17 protein-coding genes are annotated in these 26,817 nt (G+C 60.5%); 9 read left to right on the top strand and 8 right to left on the bottom strand.

Annotation, left to right across the window (positions count from 1 at the left end; translation table 11 throughout):
* The first annotated feature begins 92 nt into the window (after positions 1 to 92).
* From menF to SANT_RS06855, 7 genes are all read left to right on the top strand, one after another.
* Positions 93 to 1,412 (top strand): isochorismate synthase MenF, encoded by a 1,320-nt coding sequence (gene menF, locus SANT_RS06825; RefSeq protein ID WP_025421547.1) that lies wholly within the window; start codon positions 93 to 95, stop codon positions 1,410 to 1,412.
* A gap of 93 nt (positions 1,413 to 1,505) precedes the next feature.
* Positions 1,506 to 3,350 (top strand): 2-succinyl-5-enolpyruvyl-6-hydroxy-3-cyclohexene-1-carboxylic-acid synthase, encoded by a 1,845-nt coding sequence (gene menD, locus SANT_RS24685; RefSeq protein ID WP_025421548.1) that lies wholly within the window; start codon positions 1,506 to 1,508, stop codon positions 3,348 to 3,350.
* The gene (gene menH, locus SANT_RS06835; RefSeq protein ID WP_025421549.1) at positions 3,347 to 4,120 is read left to right on the top strand and encodes a 2-succinyl-6-hydroxy-2,4-cyclohexadiene-1-carboxylate synthase; all 774 of its coding nucleotides are present in this window, start codon (positions 3,347 to 3,349) and stop codon (positions 4,118 to 4,120) included. The genes menD and menH overlap by 4 nt, the downstream gene beginning before the upstream one ends.
* An 11-nt stretch (positions 4,121 to 4,131) precedes the next feature.
* Positions 4,132 to 4,989 (top strand): 1,4-dihydroxy-2-naphthoyl-CoA synthase, encoded by an 858-nt coding sequence (gene menB, locus SANT_RS06840; RefSeq protein WP_025421550.1) that lies wholly within the window; start codon positions 4,132 to 4,134, stop codon positions 4,987 to 4,989.
* The gene (menC, locus tag SANT_RS06845; RefSeq protein WP_025421551.1) at positions 4,989 to 5,972 is read left to right on the top strand and encodes an o-succinylbenzoate synthase; all 984 of its coding nucleotides are present in this window, start codon (positions 4,989 to 4,991) and stop codon (positions 5,970 to 5,972) included. Before menB ends, menC begins: the two co-directional genes overlap by 1 nt.
* A 24-nt stretch (positions 5,973 to 5,996) precedes the next feature.
* Positions 5,997 to 7,412, top strand: coding sequence for an o-succinylbenzoate--CoA ligase (gene menE, locus SANT_RS06850; RefSeq protein WP_025421552.1), 1,416 nt, complete (start codon positions 5,997 to 5,999; stop codon positions 7,410 to 7,412).
* A 131-nt stretch (positions 7,413 to 7,543) separates the two neighbouring features.
* Positions 7,544 to 8,758, top strand: coding sequence for a nicotinamide mononucleotide deamidase-related protein YfaY (locus SANT_RS06855; protein WP_025421553.1), 1,215 nt, complete (start codon positions 7,544 to 7,546; stop codon positions 8,756 to 8,758).
* A 346-nt stretch (positions 8,759 to 9,104) separates the two neighbouring features.
* Here SANT_RS06855 and SANT_RS06860 read toward each other — a convergent pair whose 3' ends face one another.
* From SANT_RS06860 to ubiG, 6 genes are all read right to left on the bottom strand, one after another.
* On the bottom strand, positions 9,105 to 10,601 hold the full coding sequence (locus tag SANT_RS06860) for an MFS transporter (protein ID WP_025421554.1): 1,497 nt from the start codon (positions 10,599 to 10,601) through the stop codon (positions 9,105 to 9,107).
* A 120-nt stretch (positions 10,602 to 10,721) separates the two neighbouring features.
* Positions 10,722 to 11,876, bottom strand: coding sequence for a hypothetical protein (locus tag SANT_RS06865; RefSeq protein WP_148296248.1), 1,155 nt, complete (start codon positions 11,874 to 11,876; stop codon positions 10,722 to 10,724).
* 445 nt (positions 11,877 to 12,321) lie between these two features.
* Positions 12,322 to 12,582, bottom strand: coding sequence for a class I ribonucleotide reductase maintenance protein YfaE (yfaE, locus tag SANT_RS06870; protein ID WP_025421556.1), 261 nt, complete (start codon positions 12,580 to 12,582; stop codon positions 12,322 to 12,324).
* Position 12,583: 1 nt separating this feature from the next.
* Positions 12,584 to 13,714 (bottom strand): class Ia ribonucleoside-diphosphate reductase subunit beta, encoded by a 1,131-nt coding sequence (nrdB, locus tag SANT_RS06875; RefSeq protein WP_025421557.1) that lies wholly within the window; start codon positions 13,712 to 13,714, stop codon positions 12,584 to 12,586.
* A gap of 49 nt (positions 13,715 to 13,763) precedes the next feature.
* A complete protein-coding gene (nrdA, locus tag SANT_RS06880) occupies positions 13,764 to 16,046 on the bottom strand; it encodes a class 1a ribonucleoside-diphosphate reductase subunit alpha (protein ID WP_025421558.1) in 2,283 nt (760 codons plus the stop codon).
* A gap of 501 nt (positions 16,047 to 16,547) precedes the next feature.
* Entirely contained in the window at positions 16,548 to 17,297 is a 750-nt protein-coding gene (gene ubiG / locus SANT_RS06885) for a bifunctional 2-polyprenyl-6-hydroxyphenol methylase/3-demethylubiquinol 3-O-methyltransferase UbiG (protein ID WP_025421559.1), read from the bottom strand.
* 243 nt (positions 17,298 to 17,540) lie between these two features.
* Here ubiG and gyrA point away from each other — a divergent pair, with 243 nt between their 5' ends.
* Entirely contained in the window at positions 17,541 to 20,192 is a 2,652-nt protein-coding gene (gene gyrA, locus SANT_RS06890) for a DNA topoisomerase (ATP-hydrolyzing) subunit A (protein ID WP_025421560.1), read from the top strand.
* Between the two features lie 109 nt (positions 20,193 to 20,301).
* A complete protein-coding gene (gene rcsC, locus SANT_RS06895) occupies positions 20,302 to 23,163 on the top strand; it encodes a two-component system sensor histidine kinase RcsC (RefSeq protein ID WP_025421561.1) in 2,862 nt (953 codons plus the stop codon).
* A 286-nt stretch (positions 23,164 to 23,449) separates the two neighbouring features.
* Here the strand turns inward: rcsC and rcsB are convergent, their stop codons facing one another.
* Positions 23,450 to 24,100 carry a response regulator transcription factor RcsB gene (gene rcsB, locus SANT_RS06900; protein WP_025421562.1) on the bottom strand — a complete coding sequence of 217 codons (651 nt, stop codon included), beginning with the start codon at positions 24,098 to 24,100 and terminating at the stop codon, positions 23,450 to 23,452.
* An 8-nt stretch (positions 24,101 to 24,108) separates the two neighbouring features.
* On the bottom strand, positions 24,109 to 26,817 hold the full coding sequence (gene rcsD, locus SANT_RS06905) for a phosphotransferase RcsD (protein WP_025421563.1): 2,709 nt from the start codon (positions 26,815 to 26,817) through the stop codon (positions 24,109 to 24,111).

Consider the following 26,817-nt stretch of genomic DNA (forward strand, 5'->3'; position numbering starts at 1 on the left):
ATGTCCGCCGCGGCGCACGGCGGGTTTGGTAATCGCTGGCGCCATACGTATAATCCCTCTCATTATTCCGGTATTGAAATAAACGGCCCGCTATGCTGTCACTGCTTGTTTCCACCCTGCTTCAACACCTCGATGCCGGTTCGCTGCCGGCGGCGCCCGGCGTTCGGCAAGTGATGCTGCCTTGGGCGGACGGCGCGGCGGCGCCGATGCTGGATTGGCTCAACGCGTGGCCGCTGTATCCGCAATGCTATTGGCAGCACCGCGACGGTCATGAAGAGGTGGCGAGCTGCGGAGCGGTGCGCCATTTCTCGCGCCTTGGCGATGCGCAGCGCTTCCTGGCCGCGCAGCCGGCGGTAAGGGATTTGCGGATTTGGGGGCTCAATGCCTTTGGTGCCGACGCCGGTGAGCCGGAAAGCGCACTGTTTCTGCCGCGCCTGAGCTGGCGGCGTCTGCGGGATCGGTATCAGATAATAATGACGTTTTACAGCGAGACGTCGCTGGCCGCCGACGCCGCCGATTTTCTCGCCTGGCTTGAGGCCCACGGCGCCGACGCGCCGGCGCCCCTTCCGCCGCTGACGGCCACGGTGACCGGCGTGACGCATCTCCCCGAGCTGCCGGCGTGGCGACGCCTTGTCGCGCAGGCGCTGGAACAATTCCGCCAGGGCGGGCTGGAGAAAGTGGTGCTGGCCCGGCGCTCCACGCTGCGCGTGGATATGCCCCCTTCGCCGCTGGCGCTGATGGCGGCCAGCCGCCAGGTAAACCACCGGTGTTTCCATTACCTGATGGCCTGGTCGGCCCATGAGGCCTTTTTGGGATCCAGCCCGGAGCGGCTTTATCACCGCGAGGATCGCAGTCTTAATACCGAAGCCCTCGCCGGCACCGTCGCCTGCGATCCGGATCCCCGGCAGGCCGCCGAGCAGGCGGCGTGGCTGATGGCGGACGAAAAAAATCAGCGCGAGAATCTGCTGGTGGTAGACGATATTTGCCAACGATTGCGGCAGGCCGCGCGGGCGCTGGATGTCAGCGGCCCGGAAATCATCCCCCTGCGCACCGTACAGCATTTGCGACGGGGGATTCAGGGAGATTTGCAGCACGCCGACGACAGCCTCTGCCTGGCGCTGCTGCAACCGACGGCGGCGGTGGCCGGCCTCCCGCGGCAGCCGGCGGCGGCGTTTATCCAGCGTCACGAACCCTTCGCCCGCCGCTGGTACGCCGGGTCGGCAGGCTACCTGACCCTTGATGAGAGCGAGTTTTGCGTGGCGTTGCGCTGTGCCCGGGTGTCAAGTCACCAGATCTGGCTTTATGCCGGCGCCGGTATTGTGCCGGGATCCGATGCCGATCAAGAATGGCAGGAAGTCGAAAATAAAGCCGCCGGTCTGCAATCGTTATTTACCGGTGCGGCGCGGGAGTAGCAAACGCCGCAAATCGGTGTTTACATCAATATCCGCTCCCGCAGAGGACTTACAATAGGGTGTCACCCTCACCACCTAAGCGCCAGGCCCATCATGTCCCGTATTGTGTTTAACCGTCGCTGGGCGACGTTACTGCTGGAAACCCTGACCCGACACGGCGTAGGGCATGTTTGTATCGCCCCCGGTTCGCGTTCAACGCCGCTGACGCTCGCCGCAGCCGCCCATCCGCGCCTGACCCTCCATACCCATTTCGATGAGCGCGGGCTCGGACATCTGGCGCTCGGTCTGGCGAAAGCCAGCGGCCAGCCGGTGGCGGTGATTGTCACCTCGGGCACCGCCGCCGCCAATCTCTACCCCGCTTTGATAGAAGCCAGCCTGACCGGCGAGCGGCTGGTGCTGCTTACCGCGGACAGGCCGGCCGAACTTATTGACTGCGGCGCCAATCAGGCGATCCGCCAGCCCGGTATGTTTGCCGGTTTTGCCGTTCGCGCGCTGGATTTGCCGCGACCGACGCCGGCTATTCCGGCGCGCTGGTTGGTCAGCGCCGTGGATGCGCTGCTAGACGAGGTCGCCCACGGCGGCGTGCATATCAATTGTCCGTTCGCCGAGCCGCTGTACGGCGCGCAACAGGAGCAAGCGGACGATTGGTCGCAGGCGCTCGGCGACTGGTGGCAGAGCGAGCAGCCTTGGCTGACGGCCGCGACGTCGCCGGTGCTGCGGGCCGAGGCGGATTGGCCGGACTGGCGCCAGCGCCGCGGCGTGGTGATCGCCGGCCGGACCGGAGCGGCGCAAGGGGAGGCGATTGCGCGCTGGGCGCGGACGCTCGGCTGGCCGCTGCTCGGCGATGTGCTCTCCCATACCGGCCAGCCGTTGCCCCATGCCGATCTTTGGCTTAACGCTTCGGCGGCGCAGGAGATACTTGCCCGTACCGAGTTGGTGGTGCAGTTTGGCAGTAGTCTGACCGGCAAGCGTCTGCTGGCCTGGCAGGCCGATTGTCCGGCGCAAATGCTGTGGCTCGTGGATCCGCTGCCCGGCCGGCGCGATCCGGGCCACCACCGCGGGCGGCGTATTTTCGCCGATGTCGCGCCCTGGCTGGCGCGCCATCCGGCCGTGGTCAATCCCCCCTGGGCGCCTGCCCTAGATGACCTGGCCGCCGCCGCGGCGCGGCGGGTGCGTCAGGCGCTGCTGCCGGCGGCCGCGGCCCGGTCCGTCGTCGGCGTTGACCCGGCTTATTGCGCCGCTGGCGAGGGGCAACGCGGCGCTGAGTCGGTGTATCCTGGCGCGAGCAGGGGGGCGATTCACGCCGGATCGGCTGGCGGGGCCGCTACCGCATCGGCGGCCTGGGAGACGGCGCCGGTCTGCGAGGCTCGGCTGGCCTATGGGTTGCCGGCGCTGTTGCCCGCGAAGGGAGGGGTCTTCCTCGGCAATAGCCTGACTGTACGATTAGCGGATGCGTTAGCGCAACTGCCGGCCGGCTATCCGGTCTGGGGCAACCGCGGCGCCAGCGGGATTGACGGTTTGCTGGCGACCGCCGCCGGCGTCGCGCGGGCCACCGCCCGGCCGCTGCTCGCGTTACTGGGGGACCTTTCGGCGCTGTACGATGTTAATTCGCTGGCGCTGTTCCGCCATTGCCCGGCGCCGGTGGTGATCCTGGTGGTGAATAATAACGGCGGTCAAATCTTCTCGCTGCTGCCGACCCCGGAGACGGTACGCCAGACCTATTATGTCATGCCGCAGCAGGTGGACTTCCGCCACGCGGCGGCGCTGTTCGGTTTAGACTATCAGCGGCCGCGCGATATGGGCGCGCTGCGGACGGCCCTGGATACCGCCTGGCGCAGGCAGCCGGCGGCGGGGGCGGCGACCCTGGTCGAGCTGGTGGTGCCGGCGGAGCAGGGCGCTTCCCTGCTGCGCGAGCTGGTGGCGGAGATGGCGCGATGACACCCTGGGCGGTGCGGCACAGGCAACCGGGCAGCCGTCGGCGGCCTTGTCTGGTCTGGCTGCACGGCCTGCTCGGCTCGGGCGACGACTGGTTGCCCGTTCTGCCGTATTTTGCCGGCTGGCCGCAGGTGACGCTGGATCTACCGGGCCACGGCGACAGCGCCGCACTGCCGCCGCAGCCGTTTGCCGCGCTGTCGACGGCGCTCAGCCAGACCCTGCGCGCCCTGGACATTGGTGAGTATATCGCGATCGGCTATTCCCTCGGCGGGCGTATTGCGCTTTATCACGCCTGCCATGGCCAAGATCCCTTTCTGCGCGGGGTGTTTGTCGAAGGCGCGCATCCCGGTCTGACGGAGGCAACGGCGCGCCGGCAGCGGCTGCGGCACGATACGGCCTGGGCGCGCCGCTTTGCCGGCGAGCCGCTGACGACGGTGTTGGCCGATTGGTACCGCCAACCGGTATTTAGCGATTTAACCCCGTCGCAGCGCGCGGAGGTGATCCGGCTGCGCGCCGGTAATCGCGGCGCAAGCGTGGCGGCAATGTTGATCGCCGGCTCGCTGGGCCGCCAGCCGGATCTTCTGGCGCCGTTGCGCCGTTTACCTTTGCCGTTCGGTTATCTGTGCGGCGCCCAAGACGCCAAGTTCTCGGCGCTGGCCGAGCAGGCGGGCCTCCCCTGGTGGCCGGTAGCGGCGGCAGGGCATAACGCCCATCGCGGCAACCCGCGGGCGTTTGCTGAACGACTTCACTCTTTGCTGGCTCCGTTTGAATAAAGGAATGCATGATGCTTGAACCTAATGAAGACTCCTGGTATGCCCCCGTCGACTGGCGTGATTGCAGCGGCGACTTCACCGACATTCGCTATCACAAATCCGCGGACGGGATCGCCAAAATTACCCTTAACCGTCCGCAGGTGCGTAATGCCTTCCGGCCGTTAACGGTCAAGGAGATGATGCTGGCGTTGAGCGATGCGCGCTACGATGAGGGCATCGGCGTGATCATTCTCACCGGGGAGGGGGAAAAGGCCTTCTGTTCCGGCGGCGATCAAAAAGTGCGCGGCGATTATGGCGGTTATCAGGACGACGGCGGCGTGCATCATCTGAACGTGCTCGATTTTCAGCGCCAGATCCGCACCTGCCCCAAGCCGGTGGTGGCAATGGTCGCCGGCTACGCCATCGGCGGCGGCCACGTACTGCATATGATGTGCGATTTAACGCTGGCGGCGGACAATGCGGTCTTCGGCCAGACCGGACCGAAAGTCGGCTCGTTTGACGGCGGCTGGGGCGCGTCCTATATGGCGCGCATTGTCGGCCAAAAGAAAGCGCGGGAAATCTGGTTTCTGTGCCGCCAGTACCATGCCGAGCAGGCGCTGGAAATGGGGCTGGTGAATGCCGTCGTGCCGTTGGCGCGCCTGGAAATCGAGACCGTGCGCTGGTGTCGAGAGATGCTGGCCAATAGCCCCATCGCGTTACGTTGCCTGAAGGCGGCGCTCAACGCGGATTGCGATGGTCAGGCCGGTCTGCAGGAGCTGGCGGGGAATGCGACCATGCTGTTTTACATGACCGACGAGGGGCAAGAAGGCCGCAATGCCTTTGTCGAAAAGCGCCAGCCGGACTTCAGCCAATTCAAGCGTAATCCGTGATGCGCCGGGCGACGCTGTACCGCTATCGTCTCCCTATGCAGCCCGGTGTGGTATTGGGAAACCAGCGTTTTGCGGAGCGCGAGGGGCTGCTGGTCGCTCTGGATGACGCGGGACGGCGCGGCGTGGGCGAAATCGCGCCGCTGCCGGGGTTTAGCCGCGAGAGCCTGGCGGATGCCGGCGCGGCGGCGCAGCGCTGGCTGGCGCGCTGGACGGCGGGGGAGGCGTCGGCGTCGACGCTCGACGCCGCCCCGCCCTCGGTCGGTTTTGGCATCAGCTGCGCGCTGGCGGAGCTGACGGACGCGCTGCCGCCGCAGGCGGACTATCGCAGCGTGCCGCTGTGTACCGGCGACCCCGACGAGGCGCTGGCGCATCTGGCGGCGATGCCAGGCGCGCGGGTGGCCAAGCTTAAGGTGGGGCTGTATGAGGCGATCCGGGACAGCCTGACGGTGAATATGCTGTTATCGGCCTTGCCCGATTTGCGCCTGCGGCTGGATGCTAACCGCCGCTGGACGCGCGATCGCGCCTTGCAGTTCGCCCGCTATCTGGCGCCGGACTGCCTGTCCCGCATCGATTTTCTTGAAGAGCCCTGCGGCCGCCCTGACGATTCGCTGGCTTTCGCGGCGCAAACCGGCATCCCCATCGCCTGGGACGAGAGCGCGCGCGAGCCGGGCTTTACCCTGCATGCCGCTCCCGGGGTGGCTGCGTTAGTGGTGAAGCCCAGCCTGACGGGGACGCTGGCGCGCTGCCGCCAGACGCTGGAGTGCGCCCGGGCGCTTGGTTTGACGGCGGTTATCAGCTCCGGCGTGGAATCGAGTCTGGCGCTGACCCAGCTTTCACGCCTGGCGCAGTGGCTAACGCCCGCGGTGACGCCGGGGCTGGATACGCTGTCGTTGATGCAGGCGCAATTGGTGCGGCCCTGGCCGGGCTGTGATTTACCGCTGCTGTCTTGGGCGCAGTTGGAGCCCATCGGGACAATGCCATGAGCCAAGGCCACGGGAGCGCGATCGATGCCTGAGCATTTTGATGATTGGCCCTGGCGCCAATGGGCGCAACGTTATCCGCATGCGATCGCCCTGCACGGGCCGCAAGGGGAGCTGAGCTGGCGGCAGGTGGCGGCGGCCGTGCAGCGGCAGGCGGCGAGCTGGCGGCGGGCGGGCGTGGTCGAGGGTTGCGGCGTGGCGCTGAGGGGGCATAATTCCCTGGCGCTGCTGTTCGCCTATCTGGCGGCGCTAGAATGCGGGGCGCGGGTGGCGCCGCTTAATCCCCGCCTGCCGGCGGAGCTGTTGGCTCGCCGGCTGCCGACGCTCGATCTGGCCTTTGGCTGGAGCAGCGAGCCCGCGGCGTGGCCGTCAGGCATGGTGCCGCTCGAGGTCGACGTTGCGCGGCTGCTGTTGTCAGACCCGTCCGCCGCCGAGACGCAGCCGCCGCTACCGCCGGCGGACACGCCATGGGATCCTAAGCGGCTGGCTACCCTGACGCTGACCTCGGGGTCGAGCGGGATGCCCAAGGCGGCGGCGCACCGCTATGCCGCCCATTTATGCAGCGCGGCCGGGGTGGTCACGCTGCTGGATTTCCAGCGCGCGGGCTGCTGGCTATTGTCGCTGCCGCTGTATCATGTTTCCGGTCAGGGCATCGTCTGGCGCTGGCTGTATGCCGGCGCGCGCCTGGCGGTGCAAGACGGCGTGCCGTTGGCGCAGGCGCTGGCGGGGTGCAGCCATGCTTCCCTGGTGCCGACGCAGCTATGGCGGCTGCTGGACGGATCCCCTACGTCGCTCACGCTCAGCGATGTCCTGCTCGGCGGCGCGATGATCCCCGCCGAGCTCACTACGCGGGCCGAGGCGCAGGGCATCCGATGCTGGTGCGGATACGGACTGACCGAGTTCGCCTCCACCGTTTGCGCCAGACGCGCGGACGGCGCGGGGGGCGTCGGTCTGCCGCTGGCTGGACGCAGTTTGCGGCTAGTACAGGGCGAGATTTGGCTGCGCGGGGCCAGTCAGGCGGCGGGTTATTGGCATCAGGGCACGTTGCTGCCGCTTGATGAGGGCGACGGCTGGTTTCACACCCGCGATCGCGGCACGCTGCACGCTGGTGAATTGCGCATCGCCGGCCGGCTGGACAATTTGTTTTTTTGCGGCGGCGAAGGCGTGCAGCCCGAGGATATCGAACGCCTGCTCGCCCGCCATGACGGCGTGCGCCAGGCGTTTATTGCGCCGCTGGCTGACCCGGAATATGGCCAGAGGCCGGTGGCGGTGGTGGATTCCGACGTCCCGCTTGCGGCGCTGCGCGCCTGGCTCGAGCCGCAGCTGTCACCGTGGCAGCGTCCCGTCGCTTGGTATTACTTACCGCCAACGCTCAATCAGGGCGGCATAAAAATCCCGCGGGGCGCTATCCACGCTTGGCTGGCGCAAACCCCTGCGCCGTAAGCGTGGGACGGCGTGTTTTGTTCCGCGTCGTTCTCAGGCAATTATCGCATTTCGTGAAAATCCCTTGAACAGGTGTTGTGTTTGTCGATGCCGCTTTTTAAAGTGGCGGTACAGGATCACAGGAGAAGAGCATGCTTAGGGTAGAAATGCTGTGCACGGGCGATGAAGTGTTGCACGGGCAGATTGTCGACACCAACGCCGCCTGGCTGGCGAACTATCTGTTCGAGCAGGGGATGCCGATGTCGTCGCGCATGACCGTAGGCGACAATCTGTCGGCGCTGGTGGCGGCGATGACCGAGCGCAGCCTGCGGGCGGATGTGTTGATCGTCAATGGCGGCCTGGGTCCGACCAGCGACGACCTCAGCGCGCTGGCCGCCGCCACCGCCGCCGGCGATGAACTGGTGGAGCATGCGGAGTGGCTGGCGAAAATGGCGGCCTATTTCGCCGAACGCGGCCGCGACATGGCGCCCAGTAACCGCAAACAGGCGCTGATTCCCGCCAGCGCCGAGCTTATCGATAATCCGGTCGGCACCGCCTGCGGTTTTGCGCTACAGCTCAACCGCTGTTTGCTGTTTTTTACCCCGGGCGTGCCCTCGGAATTCAAGGTCATGGTGGAGCGCGAAATCGTGCCGCGGCTGCGCGAGCGGTTCGATTTGCCGGATCCGCCGCTTTGCCTGCGCATGACCACGTTTGGCCGCGGCGAAAGCGATCTGGCCAATGAGCTCGACGGCCTGCCGCTGCCGGAGGAGGTGGTGCTCGGCTACCGCTCCTCGATGCCGATCATTGAATTGAAGCTGACCGGCCCGGCCCACGAACGCGAGGCGATGGAGCAGGTATGGCAGCAGATTCGCGCCGTGGCCGGCGACAGCCAGCTTTATGAGGGGACCGACGATTTGCCGACCCGGCTGGGGCATCAGTTGCCGCAACGGGGGTTGACCCTGGCGCTGGCGGAGCAGTTCACCGCTGGGATGGTCACCTGGCAGTGCCGGAGCGCCGGCGTGCCGGTGACGGGCGGCGAATGGTGGCCTGAAGCAGCTCAGAGCGCTGGGCCGAGCGTCGATTTAGCGGCGCTGGCGCAGCAGGCCGCGCAGCTGGCGCAGCGTCACGGCGCCTCGCTGGGGCTGGTGGTAGGCGCTTTGGCGCAGGATCATTTCAGTGTGGCGCTGCATACGCCGGGGCGGGATTATGCGCAAACTATCGTTCTGCGCAATAATTTGGCGCGCCACCCGCTGCGCGCCCGCCAGGAGGTGGTGGCGCTGATGGCGTTAACGATGCTGCAACGCTGGCTGCTGGGGCGGGAGGTCTATGTAGAATATGGCTGGGTGCGCCTTGCCGCCACGCTTTAGAACGCGCTGGGACCTGCGGCGCCACGGGGCGGTCACGGCGCCGCCAAGGCGTTTACATCCTAATAAATAAAAGGGGGCAATCGTCCGGCGACGCCCCCTTATGCATCCTAATGCGTCCTACCGTGCAAGCTTAATCTACAATGCCGTAATAACCCTTGGTGCGGGCTTAACCCTTGGCGCGGGTCTAAACCATGGCGCAGACTTAAGCCGCGGCGCGGGCTTAATCCTCAGCGGGGGCTTAACCCTTGGCGCAGGCTTAAGCCACGGCGCAGGCTCAACCCTGGGCGCGGGTTTAAGCCATGGCGCGGGCTTAACCCCCCGCGTAGGTCAATTCCTTCGCAATGACTTATCCCGCAGCGGCGGTGGACGGCGACGCGAAATCTTCCGCATCCACATCATAGCCCGACGGCTCCCAGCGAAGGGTCAGCAAGGCAAGTAGGCCCGCCAGCGGCGCCAGCGCAATTACCCAGAAAACGCCGGTGCCGAGCAGCGCCGTGAGTACCGGGAACAAAAACAGCGACAGCGTTGAACTGGCACGCATCAGCGTCTGGTTAAAGCCGACACCCACGCCGCGCAGCGAGGTGGGGTAGCTTAGCGAGGCGAACGTCATGCTGTGCGAACCGGGGCCGACCCCTTGTCCGAACAGGAACAACGCCAGCATGGCGATGGCGAGACCGGCCTGAATGCCATCGTGGGGACGGCCGATAAGCGCCAGCCCGATGAGCGACAATAGCTGTAGAGCATAGCCCAGCACGGTCATGGGCCAGGCGCCGAAGCGGGGGACAAAACGCACCGCAAGCAGCCCGCCGACAAACGCGAACAGGAGATTCAGCGCCAGCGAGAACAGAATGGTGCTCAGCATGGACTGCTCGAGGAAACTGCTGAGGATGACCGGTAGACCAAACGCCACCGCATTATAAGCAAACGAGGAGGCCACGGCGATAAGGGTGGCAAGCACCGTCCGCCGCAGGTAAACGCCACGCAGCAGCGCGGCGTAATTGCGCAAACCGGCTTTGGCGCGGCGGTTGATCTGCGGCGCCGGTGCGTCCGTTGCCACCTCGGCATTGATTCCGTAGGAATGGCGCAAGATTTTCGCCGCCCCGGCCAAATCGCCCTGGTTAGCGGCCCAGACGGGCGATTCGCTCATATAGCGGCTACGGATGGCGATAATCACCAGCGCCGGTACGGCGCCGAAGCCGAGGATCAGCCGCCATAGCCAAGCGGTATGCCCTTCCGGCAGTACCCCGTACAGCAACAACACCAGAAGATAGGAAACGCTGATAGCGGCATACCAGGTGGGGCACCACATGGCAATGCTGGCGGCTTTGTTACCCCGTCCGCGCAGGCGGGAAAACTCTGCCAAAAACGCCATCGCCACCGGCAAATCAATCCCCACGCCCAGGCCCATCACAAAGCGTGCCGCGGTGAGTACCCATTCATTGGGGGCGAAGGCGCAGGCCAGCGCCGCCAGCACAAAAAACAGCATGTCCGCCATGAATACCCGATAGCGGCCAATTTTATCGGTCAGATAACCGCCGAAGAACGCGCCGACGATAGCGCCAAACGTAATGGCCGATGCCACCATGCCGGTGGCGGCCGGAGTCAGGTTGAACTCTCGCGCCACGTCCTTGATGCCGAACGCCAGCGCACCGAGATCGTAGGCATCGAGAAACACGCCGCCGAGCGCGATGGCAATAATGATGGAGGCATGGGAACGATTATCGGTGTGATGATTGACCAGGCTAGAAACATCGCTGGCGCTGCGAATCACATGCCGCTCGCCGGTGGCGCTATGGCCATCGGCCAACGTGGCGACATGCGCCGTAGTGAGAAGTAAAGACATAGACGTGAAGGCTTAGCTAATAAGTTTGCGGTAGCCAAGCATACCGATTGGCGCAGGGAAAACCAATTCCGTTACGGAATAAGTTACAACTAACGGTTTAATCGGTCCTTTCGTCGCCCTTTATGTCAGGAGCGTGATGTCGGGAGAAAGCTGCTTCAGCCACGTCGGCAGCGGATGGGATGGATTGGGGGTGATGATCAAAAGCGACAGGTCGGGAAGCCGCGCAAAATCCTCCGTTGACGCGTGCTGGATAAGTTTCGCAGACACCCGCAGGGTATGGAGGCTGGGCGGCAGCCCCCGTGGCCATTGAGTAAAGCCGTCACCCGTCAACGCTAAGCTGGTTAACGCCGGCAGGTGTTCTTGGAGATTGTCCAGACTTGCAGGCGACATCGGGGCATGCTGGGAAAGGCTGACGTGCGTCAGCGTTTTGGGTAATTGCTGAGGTAAGCGCGGCATGTCACAGCCTTTGAGGCTGAGATGGATGTCACAGCCTTTGAGGCTGAGATCGGCCAAATGAGGGGTTCGCGCCGCCAGATTGTCGAGCGCGTTGTCCGCTAATTGCGGCGAATCAATGATGCCGAGCGTCGCCAGCGCGGGCGGAAAATGGTCGGGAAGACGCTGAATGCGCGTTGCTTGAAAGACTTCTACGGTCTGGGGAACCTCACCTTCACACTGCACGTCAGGATAGCCGCGGACGTTAAGTGCGATAAGCGCTTCCCGCGGATTGACCGAGCATAACAGAGGATTCGGCATCGGCTCGAGAGGTGTCTCGGGCGTGAGCGGCGTCGTACGCCGCGGCGTAACACGCAAGCGGTGTGCGGGCGGTTGGGTTGCGGTGACGCTCTCGCCTTCCGGCTGGCGGAGCAGGGCGTGCGCTTTGTCTTTGTCACCGGCTTGCGGCGTGGTTTCAGTAAGGTGCGGGGGCGTATGGAAAGGGAACGTCTTTTCATAAGCATAATCGGCGTCCTCCTGGTAATCCGCCTGCACGGTATAACACGCTTTTTGCAAGTTCAGCGATAACACCGGTTTAAAGTCTTTATCGGTTAGGGTGAACTTCAAATCATTTACTTGGGTAAAATGAAGCCTGTCGCCGCAATTTGCCATCCCCTGCAATTGTTCAAAATAGATTTTGATGTCGCGTTTTGTGATGTCGGCGGGGGGATGACAGAGTTCATTTAAGATGAAGAGACATTTTTGGGTGTCGCCGTTAAAGAAAAAGTCTTTGATCTTTTCCCAGAGGGTCATCGTCGGTAATGACTCACCGTTATTTTCCATAATTTTCCCAATGCGCGCCGCGCTGAGGGTATTTGCAAAAAAAGCATTTCCGATACTTATTGCCATAACGCACCCCTACTGGTCTATCAGTTTGATGAAAATGACTGCCGGCATTTTCATGCATTTCTAATCATTCGCTAATACGGTGTTTTGCGTATCATGGCGCTGCGCGCAGCGGGAAAATCAATTTCATGGCGCATTTATCCCGTGCAATGGCGGCAGGCGCATTGGGGCTGGGCGGGAAGAAGGAGAAGCCTGTGGGGGAAGGGGAAGACGTCGGAGGAAAAGGGGGAGACGTTAAGGGAAGGGAAGACGTCGGAGGGGAAGAGGGAGACGCGGGAGGGAGACGTTAACGGAAAAGTGAGATGTTTAGGGGCAGGGGGAGACGTTGAGGGTGATAGGGAAGCCGGAGGGAAAATAAGGGCCTCCGGCCCTGCGGCCGGGACTACAACTCCAGCTCGATATCGTCGACCGGCAGGCAGCAGCAGGGCAGAATTTCCCCGCGGCCGACAAACGCCAGCGGCTCCTGGTGGTATTTCACTTCTCCCGCCAGCAGGCGCAGGCGACAGGCGCCGCAGTAGCCGGAGCGGCACTGGAATTCCACCGGCACCTGATGCGCCTCCAGCGCGTCCAGCAGCGAACGATGCGCCCCGCCGCAGGAAAGCGCTGAGCCGTGTTGGCGCAGGTGGATAACAGGCTGGGCCATGTTACAGCTGGAAGTCGCTGAGGTCGTCGCTATTAACTTCGGCATCAATCTGCCCCACCAGATAAGAGCTGACTTCCACCTCCTGCGGCGCCACCTGAACGTTATCCGACACCAGCCAGGAGTTAATCCACGGAATCGGGTTGGAGCGGGTGGTAAAGGGCAGATCGAGACCCACCGCCTGCATGCGGATATTGGTGATGTATTCCACATACTGACACAGAATATCTTTGTTCAAGCCGATCATCGACCCGTCGCGGAACAGATAGCTCGCCCAGTCTTTCTCCTGTTGCGCCGCCAGCAAGAACAGATCATAGCTTTCCTGCTGACATTCGCGCGCAATCTCGGCCATTTCGGGATCGTCCTCGCCGGAGCGCATCAGGTTAAGCATATGCTGGGTGCCGGTCAGGTGCAGCGCTTCGTCGCGGGCGATGAGGCGAATGATTTTGGCGTTGCCCTCCATCAATTCGCGCTCGGCGAAGGCGAACGAGCAGGCAAAACTGACGTAGAATCGGATCGCCTCCAGCGCGTTGACGCTCATCAGGCACAAATAGAGCTTTTTCTTAAGCTCATGCAGATTTACCACCACCGTTTTGCCGTTGACCTGGTGCGTGCCTTCCCCCAGCAGATGATAATAGCTGGTCAGCTCGATAAGACCGTCGTAATAGCCGGAAATATCCTTGGCGCGTTTCAGGATCTCCTCATTGGTGACGATATCGTCGAACACCAGCGACGGATCGTTGACGATGTTGCGGATAATGTGGGTGTAGGAGCGTGAATGGATAGTTTCTGAAAACGCCCAGGTTTCCACCCAGGTTTCCAATTCCGGTATTGAAATCAGCGGCAGCAGCGCGACATTGGGGCTGCGGCCCTGGATGGAATCCAGCAGCGTCTGGTACTTGAGATTGCTGATAAAAATATGTTTTTCGTGCTCCGGCAGCGCTTGATAGTCGATGCGATCGCGCGATACATCCACTTCTTCCGGACGCCAGAAGAACGACAATTGTTTCTCAATCAGCTTCTCAAAAATGTCGTATTTCTGCTGATCGAAACGGGCGACATTCACCGACTGACCGAAAAACATCGGCTCCAGCAGTTGGTTATTTTTAATTTGTGAAAACGTGGTATAGGCCATGGGGACTCCCGTTACACGCGGGCGGCATCGTTACCGCCCGCGTCCATGTTCAAATCTTGCAGGCGCCGCTTTCGCAATCGTCCTGCTGCGTCGACTGCATGTCTTCCTGAGCGTCTTCCGCCCCGTCGCGGGTATTCTGGTAATACAGAGTCTTCACCCCGAACTTGTACGCGGTCAGCAAATCCTTTAATAGCTGCTTCATCGGGACTTTACCGGCCGGGAACCGGGACGGGTCATAATTGGTATTGGCGGAGATGGCCTGATCGACGAATTTCTGCATCACGCCCACCAAGTGCAGATAACCATCGTTGCTCGGCATTTCCCACAGCAGCTCATAGGCTTCCTGCAAACGGATGGACTCCGGCACCACCTGGCGCAGAATACCGTCTTTAGAGGCTTTAATGCTCACCAGGCCGCGCGGCGGCTCGATACCGTTGGTGGCGTTGGAAATCTGCGAAGACGTTTCCGAGGGCATCAGCGCCGACAGGGTAGAGTTACGCAAGCCGTGCTGCTTGATATCCGCGCGCAGCGCTTCCCAATCGTAATGCAGCGGTTCGCTGACGATGCTGTCGAGATCTTTTTTGTAGGTGTCCACGGGCAGGATACCCTGCGCATAGGTGGTCTCATTAAACCACGGGCAGGCGCCGCGCTCACGGGCCAGATCATTTGAGGCTTTTAACAGGTAGTACTGAATGGCTTCAAACGTACGGTGAGTCAGGTTATTGGCGCTGCCGTCGGAGTAGCGTACGCCATGCTTGGCCAGATAGTACGCAAAGTTAATCACCCCCACGCCGAGGGTGCGGCGACCCATGGCGCCGCGCTTGGCCGCCGGGATCGGATAGTCCTGATAGTCGAGCAACGCATCGAGGGCGCGCACCGCGAGCGTCGCCAGTTCGCCCAAATCATCCAGGCTATCGATTGCCCCGAGGTTGAAGGCCGACAGAGTACACAGGGCGATTTCGCCGCTGTCGTCATTAACATCCTCAAGCGGCTTGGTGGGCAGGGCGATTTCCAGGCACAGGTTGGACTGGCGGATCGGCGCCACCGCGGCGTCGAACGGGCTGTGGGTGTTGCAATGATCCACATTCTGCACATAGATACGGCCGGTAGAAGCGCGCTCTTGCATCATCAGCGAGAACAGTTCCACCGCCTTGATGCGGCGCTGACGGATGCTGCTGTCCTGTTCATACTGGGTGTACAGCCGCTCGAACTCATCCTGATCGGCGAAAAAGGCGTCATACAGCCCCGGGACGTCGGAGGGGCTAAACAGCGTAATGTCCTCACCCTTGACCAGGCGCTGGTACATCAGTTTGTTAAGCTGGACGCCGTAATCCATATGGCGCACCCGGTTGGCTTCCACGCCGCGGTTGTTTTTCAGCACCAGCAGGCTTTCCACTTCCAGATGCCACATGGGGTAGAACAAAGTGGCCGCGCCGCCGCGCACGCCGCCCTGCGAGCAGGATTTGACCGCGGTCTGGAAATGTTTATAAAACGGAATACAGCCGGTGTGGAAAGCCTCGCCGCCGCGGATCGGGCTGCCCAGCGCGCGGATGCGGCCGGCGTTAATGCCAATCCCCGCACGCTGGGAAACGTATTTCACAATCGCGCTGGAGGTGGCGTTAATGGAGTCGAGGCTATCGCCGCATTCAATGAGCACGCAGGAACTGAACTGACGGGTCGGGGTGCGTACGCCGGACATAATCGGCGTCGGCAGCGAAATTTTAAACGTCGACACCGCGTCGTAGAACCTTTTGACGTAGTCGAGGCGGGTCGCGCGCGGGTAGCCGGAAAACAGGCAGGCGGCCACCAGCATATAGAGAAACTGCGCGCTCTCGTAAATCTCGCCGGTTACCCGGTTTTGCGCCAGATACTTCCCTTCAAGCTGTTTGACGGCGGCATAGGAGAAGTTCATATCGCGCCAGTGATCGATAAACCCGTCCATCTGCTCGAATTCGTCGGCGCTGTAGTCCGTTAGCAAATGTTTATCGTATTTGCCCATCTCGACCAGACGCGAGACGTGATCGTAGAGTTTCGGCGGCTCAAATCGGCCGTAGGCTTTTTTGCGCAAATGGAACACCGCCAGCCGGGCGGCGAGATACTGGTAGTCGGGCGCCTCGCGCGAAATCAGATCCGCCGCGGCTTTGATAATGGTTTCGTGGATATCGGCGGTTTTGATGCCGTCGTAGAACTGGATATGGGAACGTAATTCCACCTGGGAAACGGAAACGTTTTCCAACCCTTCGGCCGCCCAGTCGATGACCCGGTGGATTTTATCGAGGTTAATGGTTTCTTTACGTCCGTCGCGCTTGGTGACTAGCAGACTCTGGTTCATGCGGCTTTATACCTGTCTGTGTGACCCGCAGACGCCCTGCTGGCGCGCAGGCAAAATAGTGCCTTGCCAGGGGCAAATCACTATATATGGGGTCTTTTCGTTAGTTTGGTAACAAGATAGTGACAAAGCCACCGCAATGCAAGTGAGTAACTTGCCAACTTTTGTGGATAACGTTGGGGAGAAACGGTCAGCAAACGGGTAAGCCGCTATTGTGCCTGCGCTTCGCGCTTGTCAATTACGGGGGATAAATTTTTCTAAAATAATGCGATCGTTGCTTAATTGAACGCCGTCTGTTTTTGACGGCGCCGCACGCGGGCGCCAACGGCCCGGCAGTTGACGGATCCCGGGGAGAAACGGCAGCTCCAGACGCGTTAGGCGGCCCAACAGGGAGGATTACGTCGTCGTCGTCGTGACGGGCCTCCCCGGGAGGCGGTCAACGCCCTCGACCTGACGAAGACGTCTGAAGGAAGCGCGCGCGCCTGTGCCGCGGCGGCCTGCGCCTTACGCTTGCCGGCGCGTATGCAGCATATAATTCACATCCACGTTACCGCCCAAATAGAAACGATCCCGCAGCGGATTGTAATGTAAACCGATAATATGCTGCTCGCGCAGCGGGGTGTCGTCCACCCAACCCAGTAGCTCGGCGGGTTTGATGAATTTATTGATATCGTGCGTACCCCGCGGCACCAGGCGCAGCACATATTCGGCGCCGACGATGGCCATAAGCCAGGCCTTCGGATTACGGTTCAGCGTCGAAAAAAACACCTCGCCGCCCGGTTTCACCAACCGCGCGCAGGCGCGGACGATAGACGCCGGATCCGGCACATGCTCCAGCATTTCCATACAGGTCACCACATCATAGGCGCCGGGATGCGCCTCGGCGTGCGCCTCGACCGTCTCTTGGCGATAATCCAGGGCCACGCCGCTTTCCAGGGCGTGCAGCCGGGCCACCGCCAGCGGTTCTGCGCCCATATCCAGACCGGTCACCTTCGCCCCTTCGCGCGCCATGCTTTCCGCCAGAATGCCGCCCCCGCAGCCGACGTCCAGCACGTTTTTTCCAAACAGCCCGCCGGCGCGTTCGAGAATATAATCCAAGCGCAGGGGATTGATGCGGTGCAGCGGCTTGAATTCGCCGTCAAGATCCCACCAGCGGGCGGCGACGGCGTCGAATTTGGCGATTTCGCCCGGATCGACATTTTCCTGACGGGGCGGGGCGTTATGGTCCGCTTCTTTACTTACTTCGGGGGTCATGTAAAAGCTCCTTATACATATATCGGCTAAGTATACGCGCAACCGGGCCGTACGGCAGCCCGTTTGCCCGCAAAAGCCTGCATTAGCGGCGCGCGGGGAGCGTCGGCGGCTGCCGGTGGGGACATGAGATGATTCCGCTACGCCTTTCAACGGTGACTGTGCCCTTTCACAGAAAAAAGATGGTATACTTTGACACCTTTAAATCCGGGTAGAAGCTTCATTTAGTAGAGGGATAGCGGCTCCATGAGCGACCTTGCCAGAGAAATTACACCGGTCAATATCGAAGAAGAGCTGAAACGTTCTTATCTGGATTACGCCATGTCCGTCATCGTCGGACGCGCGTTGCCGGATGTGCGGGACGGACTCAAACCCGTACACCGTCGCGTGCTGTTTGCGATGAGCGTGCTCGGTAATGACTGGAATAAACCTTATAAAAAATCGGCGCGCGTTGTCGGCGACGTCATCGGTAAATATCACCCCCACGGGGATACCGCTGTCTACGACACCATCGTGCGTATGGCACAGCCGTTCTCGCTGCGTTACATGTTGGTGGATGGCCAGGGCAACTTTGGTTCCGTTGACGGCGACTCCGCCGCGGCGATGCGTTATACCGAAGTGCGCATGGCGAAAATTGCTCACGAATTGCTGGCGGATCTGGAAAAAGAGACCGTCGATTACGTGCCCAACTATGACGGCACCGAGCAAATTCCCGATGTCATGCCCACCAGGATCCCCAACCTGCTGGTCAACGGCTCTTCCGGCATCGCGGTGGGGATGGCCACCAACATTCCGCCGCACAACCTCGCGGAAGTCATCGACGGCTGCCTGGCCTATATCGACGATGAGAACATCAGCGTCGAGGGCCTGATGGAGCATATCCCCGGTCCCGATTTTCCCACCGCCGCCATCATCAATGGCCGGCGCGGCATCGAAGAGGCATACCGCACCGGGCGCGGCAAAATCTACATCCGCGCGCGCGCCGAGGTAGAAACGGACGGCAAAACCGGCCGCGAAACCATCATCGTGCATGAAATTCCCTATCAGGTGAATAAAGCGCGCCTGATTGAGAAAATCGCCGAGCTGGTCAAAGAAAAGCGCGTCGAGGGCATCAGCGGCCTGCGCGATGAATCCGACAAAGACGGTATGCGCATCGTCATTGAAATCAAACGTGACGCGGTTGGGGAGGTGGTGCTTAACAATCTGTACTCCCTGACCCAACTGCAGGTGTCGTTCGGTATCAATATGGTGGCGCTGCATCAGGGGCAGCCGAAAATCCTGCCGCTGAAGGACATTTTATCCGCCTTTGTGCGCCATCGCCGTGAAGTGGTGACCCGCCGCACTATTTTTGAGCTGCGCAAGGCCCGCGAGCGTGCCCATATACTGGAAGCGCTGGCGGTGGCGCTGGCGAACATCGACCCGATTATCGAACTGATCCGCCAGGCGCCGACGCCGGCGGAAGCGAAAGCCGCCCTGGTGGCGCGTTCGTGGGCGCTGGGCACCGTCTCCGCCATGCTGGAGCGCGCCGGCGACGACGCCGCCCGGCCCGAGTGGCTGGAGCCGCAGTACGGCATTCGCGACGGCCAATATTATCTGACCGAGCAGCAGGCCCAGGCGATTTTGGATCTGCGACTGCAAAAACTGACCGGTCTGGAACACGAAAAACTGCTTGATGAATATAAGGAGCTGCTGACCCAGATAGCGGAACTTATCCGCATCCTGCAGAATCCGGACCGCCTGATGGAAGTGATCCGCGAAGAGCTTGTCGCCATTAAAGAGCAGTATAGCGATCCGCGCCGCACCGAGATTACCGCCAATACTTCGGATATCAATATCGAAGACCTGATTAATCAGGAAGATGTGGTCGTCACTCTGTCTCATCAGGGTTACGTGAAGTATCAGCCGTTGACGGACTATGAAGCGCAGCGCCGCGGCGGAAAAGGCAAGTCGGCGGCCAGCATCAAGGAAGAGGACTTTATCGACCGGCTGCTGGTGGCGAACACCCACGACACCATCTTGCTGTTCTCCAGCCGGGGACGGATGTATTGGATGAAGGTCTATCAGTTGCCGGAAGCCAGCCGCGGCGCCCGCGGCCGGCCGATAGTCAATCTGCTGCCGCTGGAGTCCAACGAACGTATCACCGCCATTTTGCCGGTGCGTGATTATGAAGAAGGACGCCACGTCTTTATGGCGACCGCCAGCGGCACCGTGAAGAAAACCTCGCTTATCGAGTTCAGCCGCCCGCGCAGCGCCGGGATTATCGCCGTTAATCTTAACGATGGCGATGAGCTGATCGGGGTGGATCTGACCGACGGCAGCAACGAAGTCATGCTGTTCTCCGCCTATGGCAAAGTGGTGCGTTTCCCGGAAAATCAGGTGCGCAGCATGGGGCGGACCGCGACCGGCGTCCGGGGGATCAATCTGGCGGACGGCGACCGGGTGGTGTCCCTGATCGTGCCGCGCGGCGAGGGGCCAATATTGACGGTCACCCAGCACGGCTATGGCAAGCGTACCGCGCAGGCCGAATACCCGACCAAGTCCCGCGCGACCCAAGGCGTTATCTCCATTAAGGTGAGCGAACGCAACGGCGAAGTGGTGGGGGCGGTGCAGGTGGATGACTGCGACCAGATCATGATGATAACGGACGCCGGCACGCTGGTGCGCACGCGGGTTTCCGAGGTGAGCATCGTCGGGCGCAACACCCAGGGCGTGACGCTTATCCGCACCGCGCAGGATGAGCACGTGGTGGGGCTGCAGCGCGTCGCCGAGCCGGTGGACGATGAGGATTTGGATTCGGTGGCGATCCCGGATGCGGCGCCTGAAGACGACCTCATGGATGCCGATGAAGCGGATGACGGCGTAAGCGATGACGATGATGTCGACGGTGAACGCGAATAACACCCTTGACCGGCGACGCGCCGGTGCGTAAAGGTGACAAACAAGTGCCAGCGCGGTTGCGCTGGCCTTTTTGATTCTGGCTGGTTTTCTTTATCTGAACGGTACGGGTTTGAAATATCTCACTTCGTTTCGCACTACGGTCAAAATCTCCCGCTACCTGTTCAGGACGCTGGCGCTAATGCTGTGGGCGCTCGGCGCGCTATTATCCTTCCTTTATTTTGTCAGTCTGCTGCATCAGCGGGAATCCGTGCTGCGGCAGGAATACGACAATAGCTACGAGCAGGCGCAGAATTATATCCGGCACTCGGCGGATATCACGCGCCAGCTGAGATACATGGCGGAAAACCGGCTGACCGGCAGCCTGGGCGGGCTGGATAGGCTGGACGCCAACGCCGGCGGCAAACTCACCCAGCCGCGCTACAGCGCGCTAATCCCCAATGGTGATTGCGCCAAAGAAACGCCGCGTTTTCATGCCGCGGTCAGCGCGCTGACCTATTTTCTTAGCTATTGGAAAGACAATTTTTCCGATGCCTACGATCTCAACCGGGTGTTTTATATCGGCGGGGAGAGCCTGTGCCTGGCCGATTTCAGCATGCGCAGCGTAGAGAACGGCAACGACGCCGTGCCGAAAAGCCTGGTGCGCCAGGTCATCAAATTTCGCAATGCGCGGCTCAGCGACCGGCAGGGCACGCAATATTGGGTTGCCCCCGGTAACCGACACGACAGCGGCAGCTATTATGTGCTTATCCCCCTTTATAGCGGCAATAAGCTGGAAGCGCTTATCGGCATCGAGCAAACAATAAGGCTGGAGGATTTTGCCAGCGCCAGTAATCTGCCTATCGGCATTACGCTGCTGGACCAAAACAATCTGCCGCTGCTGAGCCTGACCAGCGGCGAACGCAGCGCCGCGGCGCTGGGTATCTTTCCGTCGCAGCCGGCGTTTTTTGGCTATAACCATGGTTTTGCCAATCTGGTGATGAAAAAACCGCTGTCGCAAACCGCGCTGAGCATGGCGTTTTCGCTGCCGCGCAGCGCGGTGATAGACAATCTCAACATGCTGCTGTTTAAACTGGGGCTGCTGAATCTCTTTTCCGCTGCGGCGCTGATGTGTTTAACCTGGCTGTTTGAGCGCAGGATGCTGGCGCCGGCGGAAAAGAACGTTTATCAGTTGGAAGAGAATGAACAGTTTAACCGCAAAATCGTCGCCTCTGCGCCGGTGGGCATCTCCATTCTGCGCATCAGCGACGGCGCCAATCTCATTAGTAATGAGTTAGCGCATAATTATTTAAGCATGCTCACCCATGAGGATCGCCAGCGCATTACCCATATCATCAGCGGGCAGCAGGTTAATTTTGTCGATGTCATTACCAGCAACAATACCAACTTGCAAATCAGCTTCGTCCATTCCCGCTATCGTAACCAGAACGTCGCTATTTGTGTGCTGGTGGACGTCAGCGCCCGCGTGCGAATGGAGGAGTCGCTGCAGGATATGGCGGCGGCCGCCGAGCAGGCCAGCCAGGCCAAATCGATGTTCCTGGCGACCGTGAGCCACGAGCTGCGCACGCCGCTGTATGGCATTATTGGCAACCTGGATCTGTTAAAAACCAAGGTGCTGCCGGACGGCGTCGACAGGCTGGTCATGGCGATGAGTAACTCCTCGGCGCTGCTGCTCAACATCATTAGCGACATCCTTGATTTCTCCAAAATCGAATCAGAGCAGCTGAAGATTGAACCGAAAGACTACTCCCCCCGCGAGACGGTGAGCTATATCGTTGGCAATTACCTGTCGCTGGTGGTGAAAAAGCGCCTGGGATTGTACTGCTTTATCGACCCCGACGTGCCGGACAGCCTGCGCGGCGATCCGGTGCGTTTGCAGCAGGTACTGTCCAATTTATTGAATAATGCCATTAAATTTACCCGCAGCGGCAGTATCGTGGTGGCGGTGTACTGTCGGGACGGCTATTTGCAGTTTAGCGTGCGCGATACCGGCGTCGGCATGCAGCCGCGGGAAGTGATGCGCCTTTTCGATCCGTTTGTGCAATTGGGCGACGGCGGCCAGCGCCCGACCCAGGGTACCGGCCTGGGGCTGGCAATTTGTGAAAAACTGGTCAATTTAATGGACGGTGATATCGCCGTGGAGTCCGAACGCGGCATCGGCAGCCGTTTCACCATCCGGCTGCCGCTTTATCAGGCGGTCACCCGGCCGGCACAGACACAGGATGCCGCTGGGCACACCTGCTGGTTGGCGGTGCGCAATAGCGCCATGGGACGCTATTTGCAGCTGTTATTGCGTCATCAGGGGCTGACGGTGCTGGACTATCATGACGAAGCGTTAAGCGTCGACGATATTTTCCTGTGCGATGACCCGCAGCAGCCGGAAGGGACGGCGCGCGCCACGATTTGCTTCTCCAACGAGCATATTGGTCCGGCGGAGGAGATCCGCCCCGGCTATTGGCACGTCAGTCCGGCGTTCACCGGGGATCTGCCGCTGTTGCTCAACTACCTCTATCGCAGCGAACAGGCGGTATGTCCAGCGTTGCCGGCGCCGCAGGTGATGCTACCCGCGAGCGTTGACAACGACGATATCCTGATTTTGGTGGTGGACGATCACCCCATCAACCGTCGGCTGCTGGCGGATCAGCTGGGTTCGCTGGGCTATCAGGTCATAACCGCCAACGACGGGCTGGATGCGCTGAATGTCATAAGCCGGCAGGCGGTGGACATTATTTTGAGCGACGTCAATATGCCGAACATGGACGGGTATCAATTTGCCCGCGCGCTGCGTACCCAGGGCAGGGTGACGCCGGTAGTCGGCGTCACCGCCAACGCGCTGGCGGAGGAAAAACAGCGCTGTCTGGATGCGGGTATGGACAACTGCCTATCAAAACCGGTGACGCTGGAGGTGCTACAGCCGGTGCTTACGGCCTACAGCCAAAAGGTACGCCAGGCGCGAAAACCGGCTGAGGATTGAGGGCGAAAGTTGCCGCGGGCGGTATAAAACCCGCCGCGCACGCAGCGGTCGAGAGCGGAGCGCTCCCAGGAGCGATGGTCGGTCAAGGTGGATGCGAAAGTGTGCTGTGTCGCTGTGCTGCATCATCTGGCGCAAGTAACGTGAAGACGCTTATGCCGCATCATCTGGCGCGGGTAGCCTGAAGATGGCTATGCCGGATAACGCGAGGCGGGTGCGATGGGCGCCCGTGGCGACGCCCCTTAAGGCGGCGCGGCGGCAGGCTATGCCGCGCGTCCGAAAAGGGGGATTACTCTTTATCCACCGGAGCCATGCTTACCGACGAGAGGTAATTCAACAGGCCGATATCGTTTTCCACGCCCAGTTTGAGCATGGCCGATTTCTTCTGGCTGCTAATGGTTTTGATGCTACGGTTCAGTTTTTTGGCGATTTCAGTCACCAGAAAACCCTCGGCAAACAGCCGCAGCACTTCGCTTTCTTTGGGTGACAGGCGTTTGTCGCCGTAACCGCCGGCGCTGATGCGTTCCAGAAGCTTCGCGACGCTCTCGGGCGTGTATTTCTTGCCTTTTTGCAGCGATGCCAATGCCTTGGGCAGGTCGGTAGGCGCGCCCTGCTTCAGCACGATACCGTCGATATCCAGCTCCAGCACCGCGCTCAAAATCGCCGGGTTGTTATTCATGGTCAGGACAATGATCGCCAGGTGCGGATAATGGCGTTTGATGTATTTGATTAACGTGATGCCATCACCGTACTTTTCTCCCGGCATGGAGAGATCCGTCACTAAGACATTCGCATCCAATTTGCCAAGACTATTAATAAGGGCGGTGGAGTCCTCGAATTCGCCAACAACGTTGACCCATTCGATTTGCTCAAGGGATTTCCGAATGCCGAACAAGACGATCGGATGGTCATCGGCAATGATGACATTAAGGTTATTCATAGTTAAGGCTACCTTGCATGCTGCAGCATTTTAGTGACAAAAACATCAATCTGATGGATTTCTGATCCCATCTTCGCTATATCTTGTTGTTTAATATATAACTCAAGTGACTCACAGGCACGTTTGCCAGGCTCTAGGCCGAGCATCGCGAAAACCCCTTTCAAACGATGAGCGGTTTGCGCCAGCGCGTTCAGATCGCCGCTTTCCGCTTCAGTATACAACCTCTTTACGTCGTCGGGTACTGTCTCAACAAACAGGGCATAATAGTCGCTGTCCTGTAACCGGTTTTGGTAACCGCCGGCGCTCATCGGCTCGCCGGTCGCCTGATCCCGCTCGTCCTCCGGCTCCCCCAGCCGCTGCTCTATCAGCTGCAAAATCGCCTCAAGCATCGGTGCGCTAAAATTGTAATTTACCTTGATACGCCGGGTGGTGAGCGCCATGACACCCTGAGCGTCGCCGTCCAGCAGCAGCGCATAATCCTCCATGCGCGCCGGGTCGTCCGTCATCAGTAAATCATGTTCCTGGCCGAGATGGTGTTCATCGACGTAGACGCATTCGGCGCCCCATTGTTCCAGCATGCCGCTCACGATAGCGCGTATTTCTTCGTTGCGAATGTCCAGTAAGACTAATGTATCTTCCAGCAACTTCTCGGCTTCGTCTCCGGCGTCGCCCTCCAGCGGGGCCAGCGGCAAGCTGAGGGTATAACGCGTGCCGATATCCACCCGACTTTGTATCGCCAGCCGGCCGCCCATGCGGCGGCAGAGCTGATCGCACAAGAACCAGGTCAATCCGGAACCGCGCTGATACCGGTCCTGCTGCGCCGCGCTGACAAACGGCTGGCTGAGGTTGGCCAGCTCTTGCTCGCCGATGCCGCTGCCGGTGTCGCTGAGGGCAAAGGTAATCGCGCCGCCGGCGTCATCGCCGCTCACCCGCAAGGTGATTTTGCCGAAATGGGTGGTGGTGATGGCGTAATCGAGAATTAGCGCTATCACTTTGCTCACCGCCTGCGCGTCCCCCGTATAGTGCCGGTCGAACGGCAGCAGGTAGTGATGAAACAGCCCCAGCCCTTTTTGACTCAGCAGCGGTAACCGGTCCCGCAGCACATCGTCGCACAGCTGATGCAGATTGACAGGCGCGCTCGCCGGTTGCCACTCCTGCAGCTCCAGACGGGTAAGCAGCTGTAGATTATCCGTGAGCCCCATCAGGCGTGAAGACTCCTGGCGCAGCTGCGCCAATAACGCCACCTGCTGCTCCTCCTGGCTGGCGGTGATACGATCCACCAGCAGCCCAATCGCGGCCAGTGGCGCGTTCAGTTCCTGCTGAATGTTGTTGAGTATCGCCTGCCGCGCCTCATGATTTTTATCCAATTCCCGCTGGGCCTGCTGCAACTTTTTATTGACCAACACCTCTTTGTCCTGATCAAGCAATTGGAACAGCCAGGTCTGCGGGGCGATCTGGCTCTTGAACATCCGAATTTCATACACTTCGTTGTTCACCGTGGCCTGGATCACGCCCTGATGGCCTTCGGCCAGATTAGCGATTTTCTGTAAACTCAGATGGGGTAGAAGGTGATCGGCGATTTTATTACTCGCCACCAGGGTGTTGTCGCTGAAATTATAAATCAGCAGGCCCAGCGGCAGATTGGCGATCACTTCCTGTCCCAGCGTTTGATGGGATTTTAGCTGCTGTACCATATCCGTGTTGGGGCGTAATAAGTTTTTGCGCACCAGATAAATGCCGAGCAGCGCGAAGGCCATTAACACCAGGTCGATAAGCACCAGCCACAGATTATTATGCAGCAGGTCAAGCGCCAGACTGATAAGCGAAACCCGGTAGGTTATGGAGAGCGGCGCATTGGATAACGGCGCGGTTATTTCGAGCATGGCGCCGCTCATTCGGCTGTAAACGCGCGGCGTCTGGGCGTCATCGATATCGTCATCGTCCGCCTCGCTGTCCGTGGCGTTTCTGTCGGGGGTGCGATTGAGAGCGAAATTGGCGCGCGCCATATTCAGCGGGATAATATCGTTGATGGGCAAATCGAAGGCGATAATGGTCGCCAGATGGCCTGGCTGATTGAATATCATGCGCTGCGTGAAATAGTAGTCGTTGAGAAAACGGTATTTGCGCAGGGGAGAGAAACTTTCGCGTTCATCCAGGATGTTGGCCTGCTGCAGCATTTCGCCGCGGCGCGAATCCACCAGCGAGCCGATATAGCTGTCGCGAAAGCGAGGATTCGTGTCGCGCAGCGGCTGCGTGGAGATGAGTGTCAGGCTGTTGTCGCTGCCGTTGAGGTAGTACAGGGTGAAGCTGTTATTCTCGGCCCCCCACAGAACGTCAAGATAGCGCGACATCGCCAGCGCGCGGGTGTAGGTCGCGCTTTCATGGCTGCCGAAAATCATCGCGTCGGTTTTCTTATGGGGTTTATCCACAAAATAGACGTCTGGACGCAGCCGCACCTCCTGAGCGCCGTTGGGCTGCAGCGCCTGCGGGTCGTTTTTGCCGGTAGCGTCATAAAGCTGATAGGCCGCGACGCGATATTTGTCGATGCGTTTTTGCATGGAGCCGGCAATGGTGCTCAGACTATGCTGCTTTTCCACCACATAGGTACTGAACACCTGATAACCCAGGACCCATAGCGATAGCAATAATAAGAGGATAAATACCAGAAAACCGCGCAGCAGCGCAGTCGAGGTTAACGCGATTTTTTTAATTTGCAT

The organism is Sodalis praecaptivus (genome assembly GCF_000517425.1).
Taxonomy (GTDB): domain Bacteria; phylum Pseudomonadota; class Gammaproteobacteria; order Enterobacterales; family Enterobacteriaceae; genus Sodalis_A; species Sodalis_A praecaptivus.